The following is an 18,664-nucleotide window of genomic DNA, read 5'->3' as shown; positions in this document are numbered from 1 at the left end:
CTCATTGGGATGTGAGCAAAGGCGGGCGGCGCAACAGACCGTGAACCGGCCCGAACACCACGGACAGCAGATAGCCGAGGCCGGCGACCAGCACGATGGCCGGGCCGCTGGGTAGCGAGTAGTAGAACGACAACAGCAAGCCGAACCACACTGAGAGACATCCAATGACGGCTGCGATGGCAATCAGGGTCGGCAGACGACGGCTCCAGAATCGTGAGGCGGCGGCGGGGAGCATCATCAGCCCGACGACCATCAGGGCGCCGATGGCCTGGAAGCCGATCACCAGATTGAGTACGACCAGCGTCAGAAAGACGCCGTGGGCGAGTGGGCCGAGGCGGCTCACGGTTCTCAAGAACAACGGGTCGAGGGTGTCGAGCAACAGTGGTTTGTAGATCAGCGCCATGGCGATCAGGCTGAATCCCGAGACCCACAACATGCCGGTGAGGGTCGGGCCGTCGACGGCCAATGCCGAGCCAAACAGCAAGTGAAGCAGGTCGAGGCGTTTGCCGGCGATGCCGAGAATCAGCACGCCGCTGGCGAGGGAAATGGGATAAATCGCGGCGAGGCTGGCGTCTTCACGCAGACCTGTGCGACGGGTGATCCAGGCGGCGAGGCCGGCCATACTCAGTCCGGCCCCGAGACCGCCGAGCGTCAATGCCGGCAGGCTGAGTCCGGCGAACCAGAAACCCAACGCAGCGCCGGGAAGGATGCCATGTGCCACTGCATCACCGATCAGGCTCATCCGTCGCAGGATCAAGAACACGCCGAGCGGTGCGGTACTGCAAGCGAGTACCAGGCCGCCGAGCAGGGCCCGGCGCATGAACACGAACTCGTTGAACGGCTGCCAGAAGTGGGCGACGGCGAGCATCAGGCCACCTGCGTGCGAGGTGTTTGCTGGATCAGCTCGACGCTCGCGCCGAACACGCACTGGCGGTTTTTGATCAGCAAGGTTTGCGGTATGTGTTGGCGCACGGCGACGAGGTCGTGGCACACGACGACCAGTGTTCGACCTTCGCCATGCCAGGTATGGATGTGCTGCCAGAGCAATTGTTGGCCGAGTTCATCGAGTGCGGCGTGGGGTTCATCGAGCAGCAGCACCGCAGCGTCAGTCAGACTCAGACGAGCGAGCAGGGCGCGTTGCAGTTCACCGCCGGACAGGGCCATGAGTGGACGCTGTTCGAGTCCGCTGAGGTGCCAGTTTGCCAGTGCATCTTTCAGGCGCTGGTTTCGTAGTTGGGTCGATAGTCTTCGTCCCCAAAAACCAGCGGCGACCAGTTCTTCGAGGCTGATGGGGAATTGGCGATCCAGATGCTGTTGCTGGGGCAGGAAGGACAATCCGCTTTGACGTGGAACACTCAGGCCGACATTGCCTGCCAATGGTTTTTGCAGCCCGGCGATCACCTTCAGCAGGCTGCTTTTGCCACAGCCGTTGGCGCCGATGATCGCCGTCAGGCTGCCGCTGTCGAACTCGAGGCTCAGGGGCGCAGTCAGTGGTTGGCCGGGTGCCCCCCAACTCAGGGATTGGCAGCGGATCATGCTTGTTCACGCTGCCAGTGGCTTTCGGCGACGGCATCGTGGGCGTGCAGACTTTCGGCGTGGATCACTCGCAAATGAAATGCACTGACGCCTGGAGTCCGACGCAGGGCCAGATTCAGACGGCGTGCCGCGTCTTCGCAGAACATCAGGTTCTGGCCGTTGGCGAGGGCGAAGGCTTGTTCGTCTGCGCGTTTCACGGCGGTTTGTACGGCGGTGCCGAGGGCTGCCTCGGCGTCATTGATGATCACGCTCAACGGCAGCTCATCGATGAATTCGTCGAGATGTAGATGCAGTTGCGCGGTGCTGCGTTGGCTGTGAGGCGTGGCGACGATGCCGTGGGTCGAGCCTAGCCAGGCCAGAACGTCGGCGTGCTGAAGGCCTTTGTTGGCGAAGTCGTCGATAAATTGTTGCTGGATCAACTGCCGCGCCAAAGCCGCTGAGCAAGGGCAAGTCGAAGAGTAGGGCAATTCAATTTTGAGTTCCACGTGGAACATGTTGTCTTTCAGGCTTGCCGAAATACTCGCTGGATAGGATTTCCAGCCAGCCAATGGACTGATCAACGCAGGCCTTTTCATCAACAGATCGGTGTGAATATTCAAGTAAGCACGGCTGGATAAACCTTCGTGGCTCTCCAGAAAACGCTTGAGCACCTGCTGCAGAAGAGCGGGTGTCAGGCGCTCCTGTTCGAGCGCTTCCAGAGCCAAATACAGTCGCGACATATGAATGCCGCGTGCCTCGCCATCATCAAGACTCACTCCAGCGTCAGCCTTGGCATTCAGGTGTTGGCCTTCCAACAAGATAGGTAATGCGATGCCCTGCATGCCCACCCATTCAAGTGGCAATGCTTGGCGAGTAACTTGCGCGGCGATATCCGGGAGTGAAAGCGAATTCATGTTCGGGACCATCATGGTGATTCAATTCGATGTTACATTATAACAATACTTATCACGATGTCTTTTTCATGAACAGGTTTTCATATGCACAGACGTCAGGTGCTTAATCTGATTTTGGCCAGCGCCGCTTTTGCTTATCCATTCAGTGTGTCTGCTACACAAATTCGCCAGGCACGACTTTGGCGATCTGAGGACAAAGTGCGGTTGGTGTTCGATTTGAGCGGGCCAGTGCGCTACAAGACCTTCACACTCAATGCGCCTGAACGGCTGATCATTGATGTGAGTGGGGCTAGCTTGAGCGGCGATTTCAGTCGGTTGGCGCTGGATGGCTCGGTTATACGGTCGATTCGATCCGGGCCTTTTGGTCTGGGTGATACGCGGATTGTTCTCGATCTAAGCAATCCCGTGCTGCTGAACAGTTTCCTTTTGGCGCCGCAGGATGGGCAAAGTCATCGCTTGGTATTGGATTTGGTCAGCACAAAACCGATGCCAACAAGCCCAAAGGTTCCACGTGAAACACCGCAGATTGGCGCTCATCCGAAGCGCGACATCATCGTAGTCGTCGATCCTGGACACGGCGGCAAGGATCCCGGCGCGGTCGGCGCCAAGGGCGAACGGGAAAAAGATGTAGTGCTTTCCATTGCGCAGTTACTCGCTAAACGCCTGAAAAAAGAGAAAGGCTTTGACGTAAAACTGGTACGCAATGACGACTTTTTTGTTCCGTTGCGCAAGCGTGTGGAGATTGCCAGGCAGCACAAGGCTGACATTTTTATCTCGGTACATGCTGATGCGGCGCCGCGTCTTACTGCCTCTGGCGCATCTGTTTATTGCCTTTCTGAGGGTGGCGCAACGTCGGCGACTGCTCGCTTCATGGCGCAGCGAGAGAACGGCGCAGACCTGCTCGGTGCGACAAGCCTGCTCAATTTGAAAGATAAGGATCCGATGCTCGCCGGGGTAATTCTCGACATGTCGATGAACGCGACGATTGCCGCGAGTTTGCAGCTCGGCAGCACGGTGCTGGGCAGTCTGGCCGACATTACCACGCTGCACCAGAAACGCGTGGAACAAGCCGGATTCGCAGTGCTGAAATCGCCAGATGTGCCTTCAATTCTGGTGGAAACCGGCTTTATTTCCAATGTGCGGGACAGCCAGCGATTGGTCACCGCTCGGCATCAGCAAGCCGTGGCAGACGGTTTGTTTAAAGGATTGCAGCGTTACTTTGAAAAGAATCCCCCCGTCGACAGTTACCTGGCTTGGCAGCAGGCGCAGCAAGAGGCTCAGGTTTAACAGCCGGTAATCCGGCTGCAAGTGAACTTCGTGCTGCTACCGCCCGAGCTGGAGAACCGATTGATCGTCGTCCAGCCGACACGTCGGGTGTAGCCCACCCAGGCTTCGCCGTCAGAGGCGATGCCGGTGAAGAACGTCAGTTGGCCGAAACGGCTATTGGTTTGCGCCCAATAACGCTGGCCAGCCTTTTCAAACCCACGCAGATAAAGCGTGTTGCCGACGGTGTTGACGCTATAGGCGTTACCGTCGGCATCGACGCAGGCCAACAGATTTGCGCTGCGTGTGCAGGTCGCAAGCGCCGGCACCTGCGCCGATGCATTGCCGATCATCAACAATCCAAGGCTCAACAACGAGCATTTCAGCGCAGTTTTCATTACGAACCCCGGAGTGGTATCGGCTCAGCTTCCTGCGGTTTATTGCTCAGGACAAGAGGAGGGCTGGTTTATTCATGTTGTTATACTATAACATAAAAGATAACCAAGCCTGAGCGGGCCGATTTCAAGCGTTTGCTTTTAGCGAAATCCTTCGCATGAAGCACAGACACGCCAAGCGCAAGCAAAGCGCTAATCGGTTGCCATTTTAAGAGGATTATCCAATGTCAGCCGAATTGCCCGTTACCGTACTTTCAGGATTTCTTGGCGCCGGAAAAAGTACACTTTTGAATTACGTACTACGTAATCGCAAAGGGTTGCGTGTAGCCGTCATCGTCAATGATATGAGCGAGATCAATATCGATGGCAGCGAAGTTCAGCGCGATGTCAGCCTTAACCGCGCTGAAGAGAAAATTGTCGAAATGAGTAACGGCTGTATCTGCTGTACGTTACGCGAAGACCTGCTAGACGAAGTCAGCAAACTCGCCCGTGAGGGCCGCTTCGATTATTTATTGATCGAATCCACTGGAATCTCCGAACCACTGCCCGTGGCCGAAACCTTTACCTTCCGCGATGAACACGGCCAGAGTCTCTCCGACATCGCGCGTCTCGACACCATGGTCACTGTAGTCGACGGCTTGAATTTCCTGCCGGACTACCATGCGGCAGAGAGTCTCGCCTCCCGTGGCGAAATTCTCGGCGAAGAAGACGAACGCTCGATCACCGACCTGTTGATTGAGCAAATCGAATTCGCCGACGTGCTGTTGATCAGCAAGATCGACCTGATCAGCCAAAGCCAGCGCGAGGAACTGATGGCTATCCTCAAGCGCCTCAACGCTCAGGCCGAAATTATCCCGATGGTGATGGGCGAGGTGCCGCTGGAAAAGATCCTCAATACCAATCGTTTTGACTTCGAGAGAGCCGCGCAAGCGCCGGGTTGGCTGCAAGAGTTGCGCGGCGAGCATGTGCCGGAAACAGACGAGTACGGCATCGCTTCAACTGCCTACCGCGCACGCCGCCCGTTTCACCCGCAACGCTTCTTCAGCTTCATTGACCGTCCGTGGTTGAACGGCAAACTGCTGCGCTCCAAAGGCTTCTTCTGGCTCGCAAGCAAACCCACCGACGCCGGTAGCTGGTCGCAGGCCGGTGGATTGATGCGCCACGGTTTTGCCGGGCGCTGGTGGCGCTTCGTGCCGAAGGATCAATGGCCACAAGATCAGGAAAGCACCGCAGCTATCATGGAAAACTGGACGCCAAGCGTTGGCGACTGTCGCCAGGAGTTGGTGTTCATTGGTCAGAACATCGATTTCCTGCAGCTTTCTGCCGAACTCGATGCCTGCCTGCTCACCGATGAAGAAATGGCCCTTGGCGTGGAGGGATGGCGATTGCTGCCAGATCCGTTCGGTCCTTGGCACGAAGAGGCCGCCTGATGCTCGCGCTTAAACTGCTGCAGAACCGTACGCGCCATCAGCATCAAGGCCCGACACCGAAGGCGTTGACGCGAATTCTCGAAGACGACACCAATCTTGCCGTCTGGCAACGCCAACTGCCGTTGCACATCAGCGATTTCGCCCAGTTACTCCTGTCGCTCAACGAACCGCTGGCGGAGTCGTTGTGCCTGGAGTTGCCGAGCGAGGACGCGGAGCCTGATCTCACCGGGCTGGCTTCAGGATTCCGCGATCTGGAAGGGTATGAGGGCTTCATCGCCGACCTGAAATGGTTAGTCAGCGCCTTCGCCTGCTTGCTCGGTGCGCGGCGAATCGGCTTGCGCCTGCGGGTGCTGGATAAAGCCATGTGCCCGCGCTTCCACGTCGATCATGTGCCGGTGCGGCTGATCACCACGTACGCCGGCGTCGGCAGCCAATGGCTCAAGGAAGGCGCGATGGATCGCCAGCAGCTGGGGCAGGCCAACGCCGAACCCCAAGCGCAAATACAGCAACTCAAGAGCGGCGAAGTCGCCTTACTGAAAGGCGAGAAATGGCACGGCAATGAAGGCTTCGGTCTGATTCACCGCTCGCCGCAACCGGCCGCAGGCGAGCGTCGTCTGATACTGACCCTCGACTGGCTCGGCTGACGCCTCAAGGCTTGAGCCACGACCCCTGGCTCTGGCCTTCGCAGTACGGCTTCAAATACGCGGCATCGGTGGCGACGCCGTAATAGTGGATGTCCTGGCGATAAGGCATATTGGCGACTTGCGCGTTGCTGCACACGCCAAACGCGCCGCTCGGGCATTGATCGACGTATTGCACCTCGACTTTCTGCCCGGCCAGCGCTGGCTGGCAGAAACCGTCGTTGAACAGTTTTTCCGGAATATTGCGGTTCTGCTGACAGACTTTGACGTCGAGCCGCTCGCCCTGACTGTGCACTACGCAGGCCTGAGCCCACGCTTCGCTCGACAGCAGCGTCAACAGCAACGACCATCCCATCCAACGCATCTTTTGAATCTCCCAAGAAAGCTCCCGGCCATGTTGCAGAACATTCCTACCCATGTCATTGCTGGCCCTTTGGGCGCCGGCAAGACCAGCCTGATTCGCCAGCTCATGGCGCAGCGGCCAGCCGGCGAGCGCTGGGCGGTGCTGATCAATGAGTTCGGCCAGATCGGCCTCGATGCCGCGCTGCTGACGAGTGATGCCGATGGTATCGCACTGGGCGAAGTGGCCGGAGGCTGCTTGTGCTGTGTCAATGGCGCGCCGTTTCAGATTGGCCTCGGGCGTTTGTTGCGCAAGGCGAAGCCGGACCGGTTGTTCATCGAACCTTCCGGGCTGGGGCATCCGGCGCAGTTGCTCAAGCAATTGAATGAGGCGCCGTGGTTGGGTGTCCTGGCGGTGCAGCCGTGTGTTCTTGTTCTCGACGCTCAATCGCTTCAGGCCGGGAAAGCATTGCCGGTAGCGCAGCAGGAAGCGTTGGCCAGCGCTGGGCTGTTGCTGCTGAACAAGGCGGAAAACCTTGATGAAAATAAACGGCAGAAAATAGCCAGCCAGTTGCCGTCAGTCAGGCTGATATGGACGCAACGGGCGCAACTGCCCCTGAGCGAACTGCCGGGCCTGGCTGCGCAAGCGGTCAATGGTTTGGACAATCTGATCGTGCCCAAGGGGTTAGGGCAAATGCCGGCTGTCTGGAGCGATCCGACGCTGCCGATCTGCTTGAGTCAGGCCCAGGAGGGTGGCTGGAGTGTCGGTTGGCGTTGGCATCCGGGACAAAAGTTCGACAAGGCACGTATCGCCGATTGGCTAAACGGGCTTCATTGGAAAAGAGCGAAACTGGTTATCCACAGTGCAGATGGCTGGATTTCGGCGAACGCGCTAGAGAATGCGCAGTTGGTTTGGCTGGCCAGTGAATGGCGGAAAGATTCGCGCATCGAGCTGATCTTCAGTGATGCGCAGGATGTTGAGGTGCTGCAGAGAGGGTTGTCGGGGTGCCGGGCGGATTAAGATCAAAAGATCGCAGCCTCCGGCAGCTCCTACTTGGTCTTCAGGGCTTCCATTTGGTGTGTTCCTGGCGCCACTGGCTTAGCTCGATGACTTCCGCTCGAGGCTTGTGCACTTCAACCACCGGCGGTGTGTCGTCAAACGGCGCCGGGTAGGGCGCTAGTTCGATCTGCGCACTGTGCGCGCCAAACTGGGTGATGGTGCCGTTATGGCGGCTTTCGCCGGTCACGGTGAACTCAAAGTTATACACCCGCGCCAGTCGTCGGCGACCGTTGGCGTCCTTGATGAAACCGATCTTCTTCAGAGCGACGTTGCCGTCGAGCAACTCGACCCGCACGTTCAGGCAATGCTGTTTGACCCGCTCCAGCGCGCGTTCGCGCAAGCCGTGGTTATGCCACAGCCAGGCGCCGGCAGCGGCGAACAGTATCAGCACGAAGATGTTTTCCAGGGTCAGCATCAACATCGAACTCCAAAAGATAGCGTCAGCTTAACTGCGTCGCCGGTCTGTCGTACAGGCTGCGTTTCGTCGCATACTGCGCGGCTTGAATTTCAATCGTTTTACGGAATGACCCGAATGAAACGTACGCCTCATCTGCTCGCCATTCAGTCCCATGTGGTGTTCGGCCACGCCGGCAACAGCGCCGCGGTTTTTCCGATGCAGCGGGTCGGGGTCAATGTCTGGCCGCTCAACACCGTGCAGTTTTCCAACCACACTCAGTACGGTCAGTGGGCCGGCGAAGTGCTGGCGCCGCAACAGATTCCCGAGCTGGTCGAAGGCATCGCTGCGATTGGCGAGCTGGGTAATTGCGATGCGGTGCTGTCCGGGTACCTCGGTAGCGCGGCGCAAGGCCGGGCGATTCTCAGCGGTGTCGAACGCATCAAGTCGGTCAATCCGAAAGCGCTCTATCTATGTGATCCGGTGATGGGCCATCCGGAGAAGGGTTGCAGCGTGCCGACCGAGGTCAGCGATTTCCTGCTGGAAGAGGCGGCGGCCGTGGCGGACATCATGTGTCCGAACCAGTTGGAGCTCGACAGCTTCTCCGGGCGCAAGCCGCAGTCGCTGTTCGATTGCCTGGCGATGGCGCGGGCACTGTTGGCGCGCGGGCCGAAAGCGGTGCTGGTCAAGCATCTGGATTATCCGGGCAAACCAGCCGATGGCTTTGAAATGTTGCTGGTGACAGCCGAAGGCAGCTGGCATCTGCGCCGTCCGCTGTTGGCGTTTCCGCGTCAGCCAGTGGGCGTGGGTGATCTGACGTCGGGCTTGTTTTTGGCGCGGGTGCTGTTGGGCGATAGCCTGGTGGCAGCGTTCGAATTCACTGCGGCGGCGGTGCATGAGGTGCTGCTGGAGACTCAGGCGTGCGCCAGTTATGAGTTGCAACTGGTGCGGGCGCAGGATCGGATTGCGCATCCACGGGTGAAGTTCGAGGCGACGGCGATCAGTCTGTAATCGCGTAATCGTTCAAAAAGATCGCAGCCTGCGGCAGCTCCTACATGGGAATGCAAAACCCTGTAGGAGCTGCCGAAGGTTGCGATCTTTTGTTTTTGATCTCAGGCGTCGCCCTTGATCTCCTGATAGCGCTTTTCCAGCTCCTGACGAATCTGCCGACGCTGCTGCGCCTGCATATAACGACGCTTGTCTTCACTGTTCTGCGGTTGCAGCGGCGGCACGGCGGCCGGTTTACGCTGGTCATCCACGGCGACCATGGTGAAGAAGCAGCTGTTGGTGTGGCGCACCGAGCGTTCGCGGATGTTTTCGGTCACCACTTTGATGCCGACTTCCATCGACGTGTTGCCGGTGTAGTTGACCGACGCGAGGAAGGTCACCAGTTCGCCGACATGGATCGGCTCGCGGAAAATCACCTGATCCACCGACAGCGTCACCACGTAGCGGCCGGCATAGCGGCTCGCGCAGGCGTAGGCCACTTCGTCGAGGTATTTGAGCAGGGTGCCGCCGTGGACATTGCCAGAGAAGTTGGCCATGTCGGGGGTCATCAGTACCGTCATCGACAGCTGGGCGTTTCCGGGTTCCATAACGTTCTCACGGATCAAGGCTGGTTGCTGGAAGCACCTCTGCGGGTGCCTGGTCGCTTTTCTAAAGCACCGTTATCGGGACGCCGGGCGACTCGCCGCCGTCACGCCGGAATCGATCTGTTTCCATATATTGCACCGCCTTCCAGCCGCAAGTCGCGGTGTTAACCTGCAAAAGCCCCTTACAAAGGCAATTCCCACACGAAAAGCGGATTTTTACTTCGCTCGCCCAGACATTTCTGACGTCTGCTGGCGAGCCTCGTCATTCAAGGAGCCCACGCCATGCATGCCATCAGCTTTATTCAGGATCTGGCAGTGATCATGTTGGTCGCAGGCGTGGTGACCGTGTTGTTCCACCGTTTCAAGCAACCGGTGGTGCTCGGCTATATCGTCGCCGGCTTCATCATCGGCCCGCACACGCCGCCGTTCGGCCTGATCCACGATGAAGAAACCATCAAGACCCTCGCCGAACTCGGGGTGATCTTCCTGATGTTCTGCCTGGGGCTGGAGTTCAGCCTGCGCAAGTTGTTCAAGGTCGGTGCCACGGCGTTTATTGCGGCGTTCCTCGAAATCGTCCTGATGATCTGGATCGGCTACGAAATCGGCCGCTGGTTCGACTGGAACACCATGGACTCGCTGTTCCTCGGCGCGATTCTGGCGATCTCCTCGACCACCATCATCGTCAAAGCGCTCAACGATCTGAAGATGAAAAACGAGCGCTTTGCGCAGTTGATCTTCGGCGTGCTGATCGTCGAAGACATCCTCGGCATCGGCATCATCGCGCTACTGTCGAGCATCGCAGTGAGCGGCACCGTCAGCTCCGGAGAAGTGTTCTCCACAGTCGGCAAGCTGTCGCTGTTCATGATCGTCGCTTTGGTCATCGGCATTCTGCTGGTGCCGCGTTTGCTGGCTTACGTGGCCAAATTCGAAAGCAATGAGATGCTGCTGATTACGGTGCTGGGCCTGTGTTTCGGCTTTTGCCTGCTGGTGGTCAAGCTTGAATACAGCATGGTCCTCGGTGCGTTCCTGATCGGCGCGATCATGGCCGAGTCGCGGCAATTGCTGAAGATCGAGCGGCTGATCGAGCCGGTTCGCGATCTGTTCAGCGCGATCTTCTTCGTTGCCATCGGCCTGATGCTCGACCCGATGATCCTTCTCGAATATGCGTGGCCGATTGCGGTGATCACCGTGGCCGTTGTGCTCGGCAAGATGTTGTCCTGCGGCCTCGGGGCCTTTATCGCCGGCAACGACGGACGCACCTCACTGCGGGTGGGGATGGGGCTGTCACAGATTGGCGAATTTTCCTTCATCATCGCCGCGCTGGGTATGACCTTGCAGGTCACCAGCAACTTCCTTTATCCGGTCGCCGTGGCTGTGTCGGTGATCACTACGCTGCTGACACCGTATCTGATCCGTGCAGCCGATCCGCTGTCGATCAAGCTGTCTGCGGCGGTGCCCAAGCCTCTCGGCCGTGTGCTGGGCATGTACGGCGAATGGCTGCGCAGCATCCAGCCGCAAGGCGAGGGCGCGATGCTGGCGTCGATTATCCGCAAGATTTTGCTCCAGGTCGGGGTCAATCTGGCGCTGGTCATCGCGATCTTCTTCGCCGGCGCGTATTTCGCCGAACGCATCTCGCTGTCGCTGCAAGACTGGATCAGTGATCCGAGCTGGCAGAAGGCGTTGATCTGGGGCGGGGCGTTGCTGGTCTCGCTGCCGTTTTTGATTGCGGCGTATCGCAAGCTCAAGGCGTTGTCGATGCTGCTGGCTGAGATGGGCGTGAAGCCGGAGATGGCCGGGCGGCACACGCAGCGAGTGCGTCGGGTGATCTCCGAAGTGATCCCGATTCTCTCGCTGCTGGTGATTTTCCTGCTGTTGGCAGCCTTGTCGGCCAGTATTCTGCCGACCAACAAGTTACTGGTGCTGATCGCCGTAGTCGCCGCTGCGGTAGCGGCGCTGCTCTGGCGCTGGTTCATCCGCGTGCACACGCGGATGCAGGTGGCGCTGCTGGAAACCCTCGACAACCACAAGGAGTCGTCGGGGCATTGACCACCCGGGGCGGCTGGCCGATCAGCTTTCCAGCCAGACGTCCCGCGCCCAGTGCCACACCGATTCCCAGGATTCTTCGGTGATCAGCTCTTCTTCGCCGGACCACAGCACCACGGTGCCGTCGTCTTCGACGCAGTAGTAGTTGTCGCCGTCTTGGCAGATCGGGATCAGATCACGCGGTACACCGATGTCCCAGGCATTGGCTGCGACGTCCGGCAGATAGGTGTGCGATTGCGGGTCGGTGACGGTCACCGGTTCCAGACTGCCGTACACCACGTCGCTGACGGTCAGCAAAAATTCTTTGAAGACGAACGGAATGTTGATGAACAGTTCTTCTTCGACTTCGACCAGTTGGTCTTCGTCAGGCAATTCCAAAGGAACCGGCACGCGTTCGTTGGCTTCACGCAGTTGTTCGATGATTTCTTCCACGTCCGGGATCCTCTTGCTTGAATGGCGCGGTTTATATGGGCCGGTTTATACAGTAGCTCGCTATAGATGCAACCGCGAAATAGAAAACCCCAGCCGAGGCTGGGGTTTTTATTACAGCAAGTGAAGCGTGCGAGGGATCAGCCGTTCTGGCGGATACCGGCAACCAGCCAAGGCTGGTTCTCGCCCTGCGGACGTTCCATGTTCCAGCTTTCGCTGAACACTTCGCCCTGGTCGAAGCGCGAGGACTTCGACACACCGCTGAAGGTCAGGGTGGCGATGGTCTTGTCGGCACGGTCATCCACGCCGTCCAGTTGCACCTGAAGGTTGTCGATGTAGGTCGACTGGAACGCGTCACCCAGATCTGCACGCTCACGCTTGAGGAACTCAAGCATTTGCGGGGTCACGAACTCGGCGATCTTGTCCATTTCGTTGGCGTCCCAGTGCTGCTGCAGCGACTGGAAGTGGCTGCTTGCAGCTTCAAGGAAGTTCTGCTCGTTAAACCAGGCTGGTGCGTTGATCACCGGACGAGCGGCAACAGGTGCAGCCGAACCACCGAAGATCGAACCCATGGCGGCAGGTCTCTGCTCGAACACTTCACGCTGCATCGGCGCGCCGGCCGGAGCGAATTGCTCCTGCTGCTTGCGGCGACGCGCGGCGATGAAGCGGAAGATCACGAACGCGATCACGGCCATGATCAGGATGTCGAAGATCTGCATGCCCTGGAAGCCACCGCCCATGAACATGGACGCCAGCAGGCCACCGGCGGCGATACCGGCCAGAGGGCCGAGCCATTTCGAAGCACCGCCGGCCTTGGCGGCAGCGCCTGCGGCACCAGCAGCACCTGCGGTCGCAGCAGCGCCGCCGACACCTGGAGAAGAAGGAGCCATCTGGCTGGTCTGGTGCGTCGGCGCAGCGCCGGCGCTTTTGCCACCACCAAAGCGCTTGGCGTTGGCGTCGAGGCTCATCGTCAGGCCGATGCACAACGCCATGGCGATGCTAAGAAAACGTTTCATAAAGGGAATTCCCGTTTGTGGAGACACGCGCGCCATGTTGCACAGCTGAAGTGTTACTGGCTAGCGAGAGAGTGTTTCGGGCTTTTGCCTGACAGGTCGCGTTCAGCTTCGCGAGGCAATCAGCCTATGTACTTTTGTCTGTAGGAAAAGGCGATAGGTTCAGCGGGATTGATGCACTGTGCGCCGTATTACCTGTGGGAGCGAGCCTGCTCGCGAAGGCGCCGTGTCAGACATATGAGTGCTCAATGACACACCGCTTTCGCGAGCAGGCTCGCTCCCACATTTGTTCAGTGCAGGTCGTCAGATCGCTTCCAGCTTGGCGTAACCGAGCATCAGCCACTTGCTGCCTTCGCTGAAGTTGACCTGCACCCGCGCCTGCGCGCCGGCACCTTCGAAGTTGAGGATCACGCCGTCACCAAAGATCGAATGGCGTACCGCCTGACCGAGGCTGAACCCCGTTTCCGGGATTTCGCTGCCACTGAACAGGTTGCTGCCGCTCATCGACTGGTTGCCGCCGAACGGACGGCTGACGCTGTTCGACAAACGCACTTCCTGAATCAGGCCTTTCGGCACTTCGCGGACGAAACGCGAAACCTTGTTATAGGTTTCACTGCCGTACAGGCGTCGGGTTTCCGCATAGGTCATCACCAGATTCTGCATCGCCCGGGTGATACCGACGTAGGCCAGACGCCGTTCCTCTTCAAGACGACCGGGTTCTTCCAGGCTCATCTTGTGCGGGAACAGGCCTTCCTCCATACCGACGAGGAACACGTAAGGGAATTCCAGTCCCTTGGCGCTGTGCAGCGTCATCAACTGAATACTGTCTTCGTGCTCGTCGGCCTGAGTGTCACCCGCCTCCAGCGAAGCGTGGCCGAGGAATGCCGCCAGCGGCGTCAGCTCTTCGTCTTCTTCGGTGTTTTCGAAGTTGCGTGCGGCGCTGACCAGTTCCTCAAGGTTTTCTACCCGGGCCTGGCCTTTCTCACCTTTTTCCGCTTCGTGGTAGGCAATCAGGCCGGACTGTTCGATGACGGTTTGCGTCATCAGGTGCAACGGCATTTCCATGCACTTGGCGGCGAGGTTCTCGATCAACTCGATAAACGCACCCAGCGCACCGGCAGCGCGACCGGTCAGGCCTTTGTTGGCGACCAATTGGCGCATGGCTTCCCACATCGACACATCGCTGTGCCGTGCATGGTCGCGGATCGCTTCGACGGTTTTTTCACCGATACCACGGGCTGGAACGTTGATTACCCGTTCCAGCGCCGCATCGTTGCCGCGACCTTCGAGCAAACGCAGGTACGCCATCGCGTTCTTGATTTCCGCACGCTCGAAGAAGCGCTGACCGCCATAGATGCGATACGGAATGCGTTCACGCAGTAAAGCTTCTTCCAAAACGCGTGATTGGGCGTTGGAGCGATACAGAATCGCAATATCACTACGGGCCAAGCCGGTTTTCAGCGCGCTTTCGATGGTTTCGACAACGTAGCGTGCTTCGTCGTGTTCGTTGAACGCAGCGTACAGATTGATCGCTTCGCCATCGCCGCCGTCGGTCCACAGTTCTTTGCCGAGGCGCCCGGTGTTATTGGCAATCAGGGCGTTGGCAGCCTTGAGGATGCCGGCGGTGGAGCGATAATTCTGCTCCAGACGAATGGTCACCGAATCGGCGAAGTCGGAAGAATACTGATGAATGTTTTCGATCTTCGCGCCACGCCAGCCGTAAATCGACTGGTCGTCGTCGCCCACCACCATCAGGCTGTCGCCGCCCTTGCCGAGCAGGCGCAACCAGGCGTATTGCACGGCGTTGGTGTCCTGGAACTCGTCCACCAGAATATGTCGGAAGCGCTTTTGGTAATGCGCCAGCAGGCCCGGATGATCGCGCCAGAGGTCGAGGGCGCGCAGCAGCAGTTCGGAGAAATCGATAACGCCGGCACGCTGGCACGCCGCCTCGTAGGCTTCGTAAATGCCGCGCATGGTCGCCAGGTACAAATCGCCGCTGGCCTGAATGTGTTGCGGGCGCAGGCCTTCGTCTTTCTGGCCGTTGATGAACCACTGCGCCTGACGTGCCGGCCAGCGTTGCTCATCGAGACCGAGCTCGCGGATCACCCGCTTGACCAGCCGTTGCTGGTCGTCGCTGTCGAGAATCTGGAAGGTCTGGCTCAGGCCCGCTTCCTGCCAGTGCGCCCGCAGCAAGCGGTGCGCCAGGCCGTGGAAGGTGCCGACCCACATGCCGGCCGGGTTGATGCCCAGCAACTGCTCGATGCGGTGACGCATCTCGGCAGCGGCCTTGTTGGTGAAGGTCACCGACAGGATGGAGTGGGGCGAGGCGTTTTCGACCTGGATCAACCAGGCGATACGGTGCACCAGCACTCGGGTTTTACCGGAGCCAGCACCGGCCAGGACCAACTGACGGCCAACGGGGGCTGCTACGGCCTGGCGTTGGGCATCGTTGAGGGAGTTCAGCAGAAGGGAGAGATCATCGCGCATCGGGGCATTCTAGGGTGCGCCGCAGGCCCGGGCAAACCGAGCTTTGCATTAGCCGATGAAAGTCCTGTCGATGACGACCGGTCGGTCACTGCCTGCAGGCATCGGCCCGCCGCGCTTCAAGGGTTTGGCCGGTGGCAAAGGGCGGAACAGTTTCGGTGAAATTATGATCTGGAGCAGTTTGGCAACGGGATCGGCTTGTGTATGCTCGGTCCACGTTTCGGGCGCACGCCCTCCTTATAAGAACAAGAACGTTGCCCATGACCCTCAGCTCCGAACTGTCGGGCCCCTCCGTGGAACCCCGGGTTATCCGCAAGCACTATGCCGTCGAAATGGCGGTCGAGCGCACGCGTCTGCTGTATCAGGGCTCGTTGTTGCCCACGCTGTTCATGTTGATCAATGGTCTGGTCTGCGCCGGCCTGCTCTGGAGCCCGCAGCGCTACTTCGTGGTCAGCGTCTGGCTGGTATGGTTGCTGTCATTGGTCGCGCTGCGGGTGATTCAGGTGGCGGCATTCGATTCGGCGATCCCTGATCGTCAGGCGCAACCGATCTGGCGGCGGATGTTTCTGCTTGGCTCGACCATGACCGGCCTGACCCTGGCCGGTGCCGGCATCGCCTTGGTGCCCGCCGACAACTTCATCCAACAGGCTTGGGTGTTCGGCCTGATTGGCGCAGCAACCCTGTCGGCCAGCGTTGCCTACGCGGTGAGTCTGCCAGCGTTTCTCTCCTTTACCTTGCCCTGTCTGTTGCCGGCGATCGGTTATCTGTTCTGGGGCGGTGACGAGCAGGCGCGCGGTTGGGGCTGGCTCGGCCTGATCCTGCTCGGCTCGCTGAGCGTGGTGGCATGGCAGGTCAATCGGCTGATCGATCGCGGCTTGCTACGGCGCTTCCAGAATCAGCACTTGATCGAACACCTGCAACAGACGCAGGCGCGCAGCGAACAGCTCAATCAAGAGTTGGCCAAAGAAATCGACCAGCGCCGCTGCGCCGAGGGCAAGTTGCGTGAAGCGCAGGTCGAACTCGAAGACCGCGTGGTCCAGCGCAGCCTTGAACTGGACGCCGCCAATCAGGCCCTGAGCAAAAGCGAGGCGCGGCTGGCGCTGGCGTTGAAGGCCAGTGAGTTGGGGTTGTGGGACTGGAACCTGCAAACCGACGAAGTTCACCACACGCAGATTCAGGAGCTGTTCGGCCTCGCTCCGGAATACGTCACGGCGCTGTTGCGCGACCTCAAGCCACGTCTGCATCCAGACGATGTGCCGACGCTGAAATACGCGTTGATCGAGCACTTGAAGGGTCGTACCGAGGACTATCAGATCGAATACCGCGTACGCCACGGCGATGGCCATTGGGTCTGGATCGAAGACCGTGGCCGCGCGGTAGAACGCAGCGACGGCGGTCGGGTGATCCGCATGGTCGGCACCCGCCGCGACATCAGTGCCAGCAAAAGCCTCGAAGAGCAGCAGCGCCTGGCGGCGACCGTATTCGAAGCGGCCAGTGAAGGCATCGTGATTCTGGACCCGAACTATGCGCTGATCGCGATCAATCAGGCGTTCAGCCGCGTCACCGGCTACGACATCGAAGACATGCTCGGGCGCAATGTCGTCGAATTACCGTGCAGCCGCGATGCCCGCCGTCATTACGTGGCGATCCGCCATGCGCTTGAGCAGCATGGCAGTTGGCAGGGCGAACTGGTGGAGACGCGCAAAAACGGCGAGCTGTATCCGCAGTGGCTGCAACTTAATGCGGTACGTGATGGTCGGGGAAATGTCAGTCATATCGTCGGCTTCTTCGCCGATCTGTCGGCGCGACGCGAATCTGAAGAGCGCCTGCGCTATCTGACCCATTACGACGAACTCACCGGGCTGGCCAACCGCTCACTGTTTCGCGAGCGTTTGCATGAAGCGCATCAGCGCTCGCGTCAAGGCCGGCGCAGTCTGGCGTTGCTGCACATCAATCTGGATCGCTTCAAATTGCTCAACGACAGCCTCGGCCATGAGATTGCCGACCAGTTGCTGCAGAAAATGGCGCGCCGTCTGGTCAACGCCTTGCCGGAAGCGGACACCATCGCGCGGTTGTCCGGCGACGAATTCGCCGTGCTGTTCGATGCCTACGGCAACCTGTCGAGTCTGGCCCGGGTTGCCACGCGCCTGTCGAGCAAGTTGCGACTGCCACTGACGGTCGAGGGGCATGAGCTGGTGGTCAGCGCCTCGATGGGCATCAGCATGCTGCCAGACAACGCTCGGGAGATTTCTGCGCTGGTCAGCCAGTCGAACATGGCTATGCAACACGCCAAGCATTTGGGCGGCAACAACTTCCAGTTCTACACCGACAGCCTGCAAGCCAGCACCCTTGAGCGCTTGCAGCTGGAAAATCAGTTGCGCAAAGCCATCGAAGAAAAGCAGCTCAAAGTGTTCTATCAACCGAAGTTGTGCCTTGAAACCGGGCGGTTGAATGCCGCGGAAGCACTGGTGCGTTGGGATCATCCGACCATGGGCCGGGTGCCGCCGGGGGATTTCATCGGACTGGCCGAGGAAACCGGTCTGATCGGGCCAATCGGCGAATTCGTCTTGCGTCAGGCATGCTGGCAGGCTTGCGAATGGCAGCGCCAGGGGCTGGAACCGATCCGCGTTTCGGTGAACCTGTCGGTGCATCAATTGCGCCAGGGCAAACTGGTCAGTCTGGTGCGGCAGGTGCTGGAGGAAACCGGTCTGGCGCCGCACTACCTCGAACTGGAATTGACCGAAAGCCAGTTGCTCGACAGCGTCGAACACATCATCGCGACCTTCCAGCAGCTACGTGATCTGGGCGTGAAACTGGCCATTGACGATTTCGGCACAGGCTATTCGTCGTTGAGTTACCTCAAGCGCATTCCGGTGGATTACGTGAAGATCGATCAGGCGTTCATTCGCGGGTTGGGTGAGGGCAGCGAAGACGCGGCGATCACTCGCGCGATCATCGCCATGGCGCATGGACTATCGCTGAAGGTGGTAGCTGAAGGTGTCGAGCGCCTGGAGCAGCTGGAATTTTTACGCGTTGAGCGCTGCGATGAGGTGCAGGGTTATCTGATCAGTCGGCCTGTGGAGGCTGCCAGTCTGGCCGGGCTTTTGCGCGCGCAGGATAATCCGTTTTAAGGGCTACATGCTCCTCATCGC

Annotated in this window: 17 protein-coding genes; 7 read left to right on the top strand and 10 right to left on the bottom strand. The window is 59.2% G+C overall.

The window, feature by feature from the left end; genetic code table 11:
* Position 1 precedes the first annotated feature (1 nt).
* From AC3IUF_RS29685 to folE2, 3 genes are read right to left on the bottom strand one after another with little or no spacing between them, the layout of a single operon-like run.
* Positions 2-868 carry a metal ABC transporter permease gene (locus tag AC3IUF_RS29685; RefSeq protein ID WP_095113169.1) on the bottom strand — a complete coding sequence of 289 codons (867 nt, stop codon included), beginning with the start codon at positions 866-868 and terminating at the stop codon, positions 2-4.
* Positions 868-1,536: a metal ABC transporter ATP-binding protein gene (locus AC3IUF_RS29680; RefSeq protein WP_489279997.1), complete on the bottom strand. Its 669-nt coding sequence runs from the start codon at positions 1,534-1,536 to the stop codon at positions 868-870. Before AC3IUF_RS29680 ends, AC3IUF_RS29685 begins: the two co-directional genes overlap by 1 nt.
* The gene (folE2, locus tag AC3IUF_RS29675) at positions 1,533-2,429 is read right to left on the bottom strand and encodes a GTP cyclohydrolase FolE2 (protein ID WP_042704911.1); all 897 of its coding nucleotides are present in this window, start codon (positions 2,427-2,429) and stop codon (positions 1,533-1,535) included. Before folE2 ends, AC3IUF_RS29680 begins: the two co-directional genes overlap by 4 nt.
* 84 nt (positions 2,430-2,513) lie before the next feature.
* Here folE2 and AC3IUF_RS29670 point away from each other — a divergent pair, with 84 nt between their 5' ends.
* Positions 2,514-3,716: an N-acetylmuramoyl-L-alanine amidase gene (locus AC3IUF_RS29670; protein ID WP_489279996.1), complete on the top strand. Its 1,203-nt coding sequence runs from the start codon at positions 2,514-2,516 to the stop codon at positions 3,714-3,716.
* Here the strand turns inward: AC3IUF_RS29670 and AC3IUF_RS29665 are convergent.
* A complete protein-coding gene (locus tag AC3IUF_RS29665; protein ID WP_123376063.1) occupies positions 3,713-4,090 on the bottom strand; it encodes a glutamine synthetase in 378 nt (125 codons plus the stop codon). The two genes, AC3IUF_RS29670 and AC3IUF_RS29665, sit on opposite strands and share 4 nt — an antisense overlap.
* 221 nt (positions 4,091-4,311) lie before the next feature.
* Here AC3IUF_RS29665 and zigA point away from each other — a divergent pair, with 221 nt between their 5' ends.
* A complete protein-coding gene (zigA, locus tag AC3IUF_RS29660; protein ID WP_095113172.1) occupies positions 4,312-5,517 on the top strand; it encodes a zinc metallochaperone GTPase ZigA in 1,206 nt (401 codons plus the stop codon).
* On the top strand, positions 5,517-6,161 hold the full coding sequence (locus AC3IUF_RS29655) for a DUF1826 domain-containing protein (RefSeq protein WP_007912053.1): 645 nt from the start codon (positions 5,517-5,519) through the stop codon (positions 6,159-6,161). Before zigA ends, AC3IUF_RS29655 begins: the two co-directional genes overlap by 1 nt.
* 4 nt (positions 6,162-6,165) lie before the next feature.
* Here the strand turns inward: AC3IUF_RS29655 and AC3IUF_RS29650 are convergent, their stop codons facing one another.
* Positions 6,166-6,522, bottom strand: coding sequence for an NADH:ubiquinone oxidoreductase (locus tag AC3IUF_RS29650; protein ID WP_489279994.1), 357 nt, complete (start codon positions 6,520-6,522; stop codon positions 6,166-6,168).
* Positions 6,523-6,552: 30 nt separating this feature from the next.
* Between AC3IUF_RS29650 and AC3IUF_RS29645 the strand changes: the two genes are divergently transcribed.
* Positions 6,553-7,518: a CobW family GTP-binding protein gene (locus AC3IUF_RS29645; RefSeq protein ID WP_007912058.1), complete on the top strand. Its 966-nt coding sequence runs from the start codon at positions 6,553-6,555 to the stop codon at positions 7,516-7,518.
* 40 nt (positions 7,519-7,558) lie between these two features.
* On the opposite strand, the gene AC3IUF_RS29640 is transcribed toward AC3IUF_RS29645, so the two are convergent.
* Positions 7,559-7,972: a DUF3301 domain-containing protein gene (locus AC3IUF_RS29640; RefSeq protein ID WP_007912059.1), complete on the bottom strand. Its 414-nt coding sequence runs from the start codon at positions 7,970-7,972 to the stop codon at positions 7,559-7,561.
* A gap of 117 nt (positions 7,973-8,089) precedes the next feature.
* On the opposite strand from AC3IUF_RS29640, the gene pdxY reads away from it, so the two are divergent.
* Positions 8,090-8,962, top strand: coding sequence for a pyridoxal kinase PdxY (gene pdxY / locus AC3IUF_RS29635; RefSeq protein WP_007912061.1), 873 nt, complete (start codon positions 8,090-8,092; stop codon positions 8,960-8,962).
* A gap of 101 nt (positions 8,963-9,063) precedes the next feature.
* On the opposite strand, the gene AC3IUF_RS29630 is transcribed toward pdxY, so the two are convergent.
* Positions 9,064-9,546 (bottom strand): acyl-CoA thioesterase, encoded by a 483-nt coding sequence (locus AC3IUF_RS29630; protein WP_003229693.1) that lies wholly within the window; start codon positions 9,544-9,546, stop codon positions 9,064-9,066.
* 279 nt (positions 9,547-9,825) lie between these two features.
* Between AC3IUF_RS29630 and AC3IUF_RS29625 the strand changes: the two genes are divergently transcribed.
* Positions 9,826-11,589, top strand: a complete 1,764-nt coding sequence (locus AC3IUF_RS29625; protein ID WP_038359446.1) for a cation:proton antiporter — start codon at positions 9,826-9,828, stop codon at positions 11,587-11,589.
* A 21-nt stretch (positions 11,590-11,610) separates the two neighbouring features.
* On the opposite strand, the gene AC3IUF_RS29620 is transcribed toward AC3IUF_RS29625, so the two are convergent.
* The 3 genes from AC3IUF_RS29620 to uvrD all read right to left on the bottom strand — a co-directional run bounded on the left by AC3IUF_RS29620 (position 11,611) and on the right by uvrD (position 15,515).
* A complete protein-coding gene (locus AC3IUF_RS29620; protein WP_489279992.1) occupies positions 11,611-12,018 on the bottom strand; it encodes an SMI1/KNR4 family protein in 408 nt (135 codons plus the stop codon).
* A 137-nt stretch (positions 12,019-12,155) separates the two neighbouring features.
* Positions 12,156-13,031 carry a Tim44 domain-containing protein gene (locus AC3IUF_RS29615; RefSeq protein ID WP_489279990.1) on the bottom strand — a complete coding sequence of 292 codons (876 nt, stop codon included), beginning with the start codon at positions 13,029-13,031 and terminating at the stop codon, positions 12,156-12,158.
* A 300-nt stretch (positions 13,032-13,331) separates the two neighbouring features.
* The gene (gene uvrD / locus AC3IUF_RS29610; RefSeq protein ID WP_007912069.1) at positions 13,332-15,515 is read right to left on the bottom strand and encodes a DNA helicase II; all 2,184 of its coding nucleotides are present in this window, start codon (positions 15,513-15,515) and stop codon (positions 13,332-13,334) included.
* Positions 15,516-15,772: 257 nt separating this feature from the next.
* Here uvrD and AC3IUF_RS29605 point away from each other — a divergent pair, with 257 nt between their 5' ends.
* Positions 15,773-18,643, top strand: coding sequence for a putative bifunctional diguanylate cyclase/phosphodiesterase (locus tag AC3IUF_RS29605; RefSeq protein WP_489279988.1), 2,871 nt, complete (start codon positions 15,773-15,775; stop codon positions 18,641-18,643).
* Positions 18,644-18,664: the final 21 nt, after the last annotated feature.

It is taken from the genome of Pseudomonas sp. KH_040 (assembly GCF_057839305.1).
The sequence above is the reverse complement of the archived record's forward strand: the minus strand, read 5'-3'. Positions and strand labels throughout refer to the sequence as shown.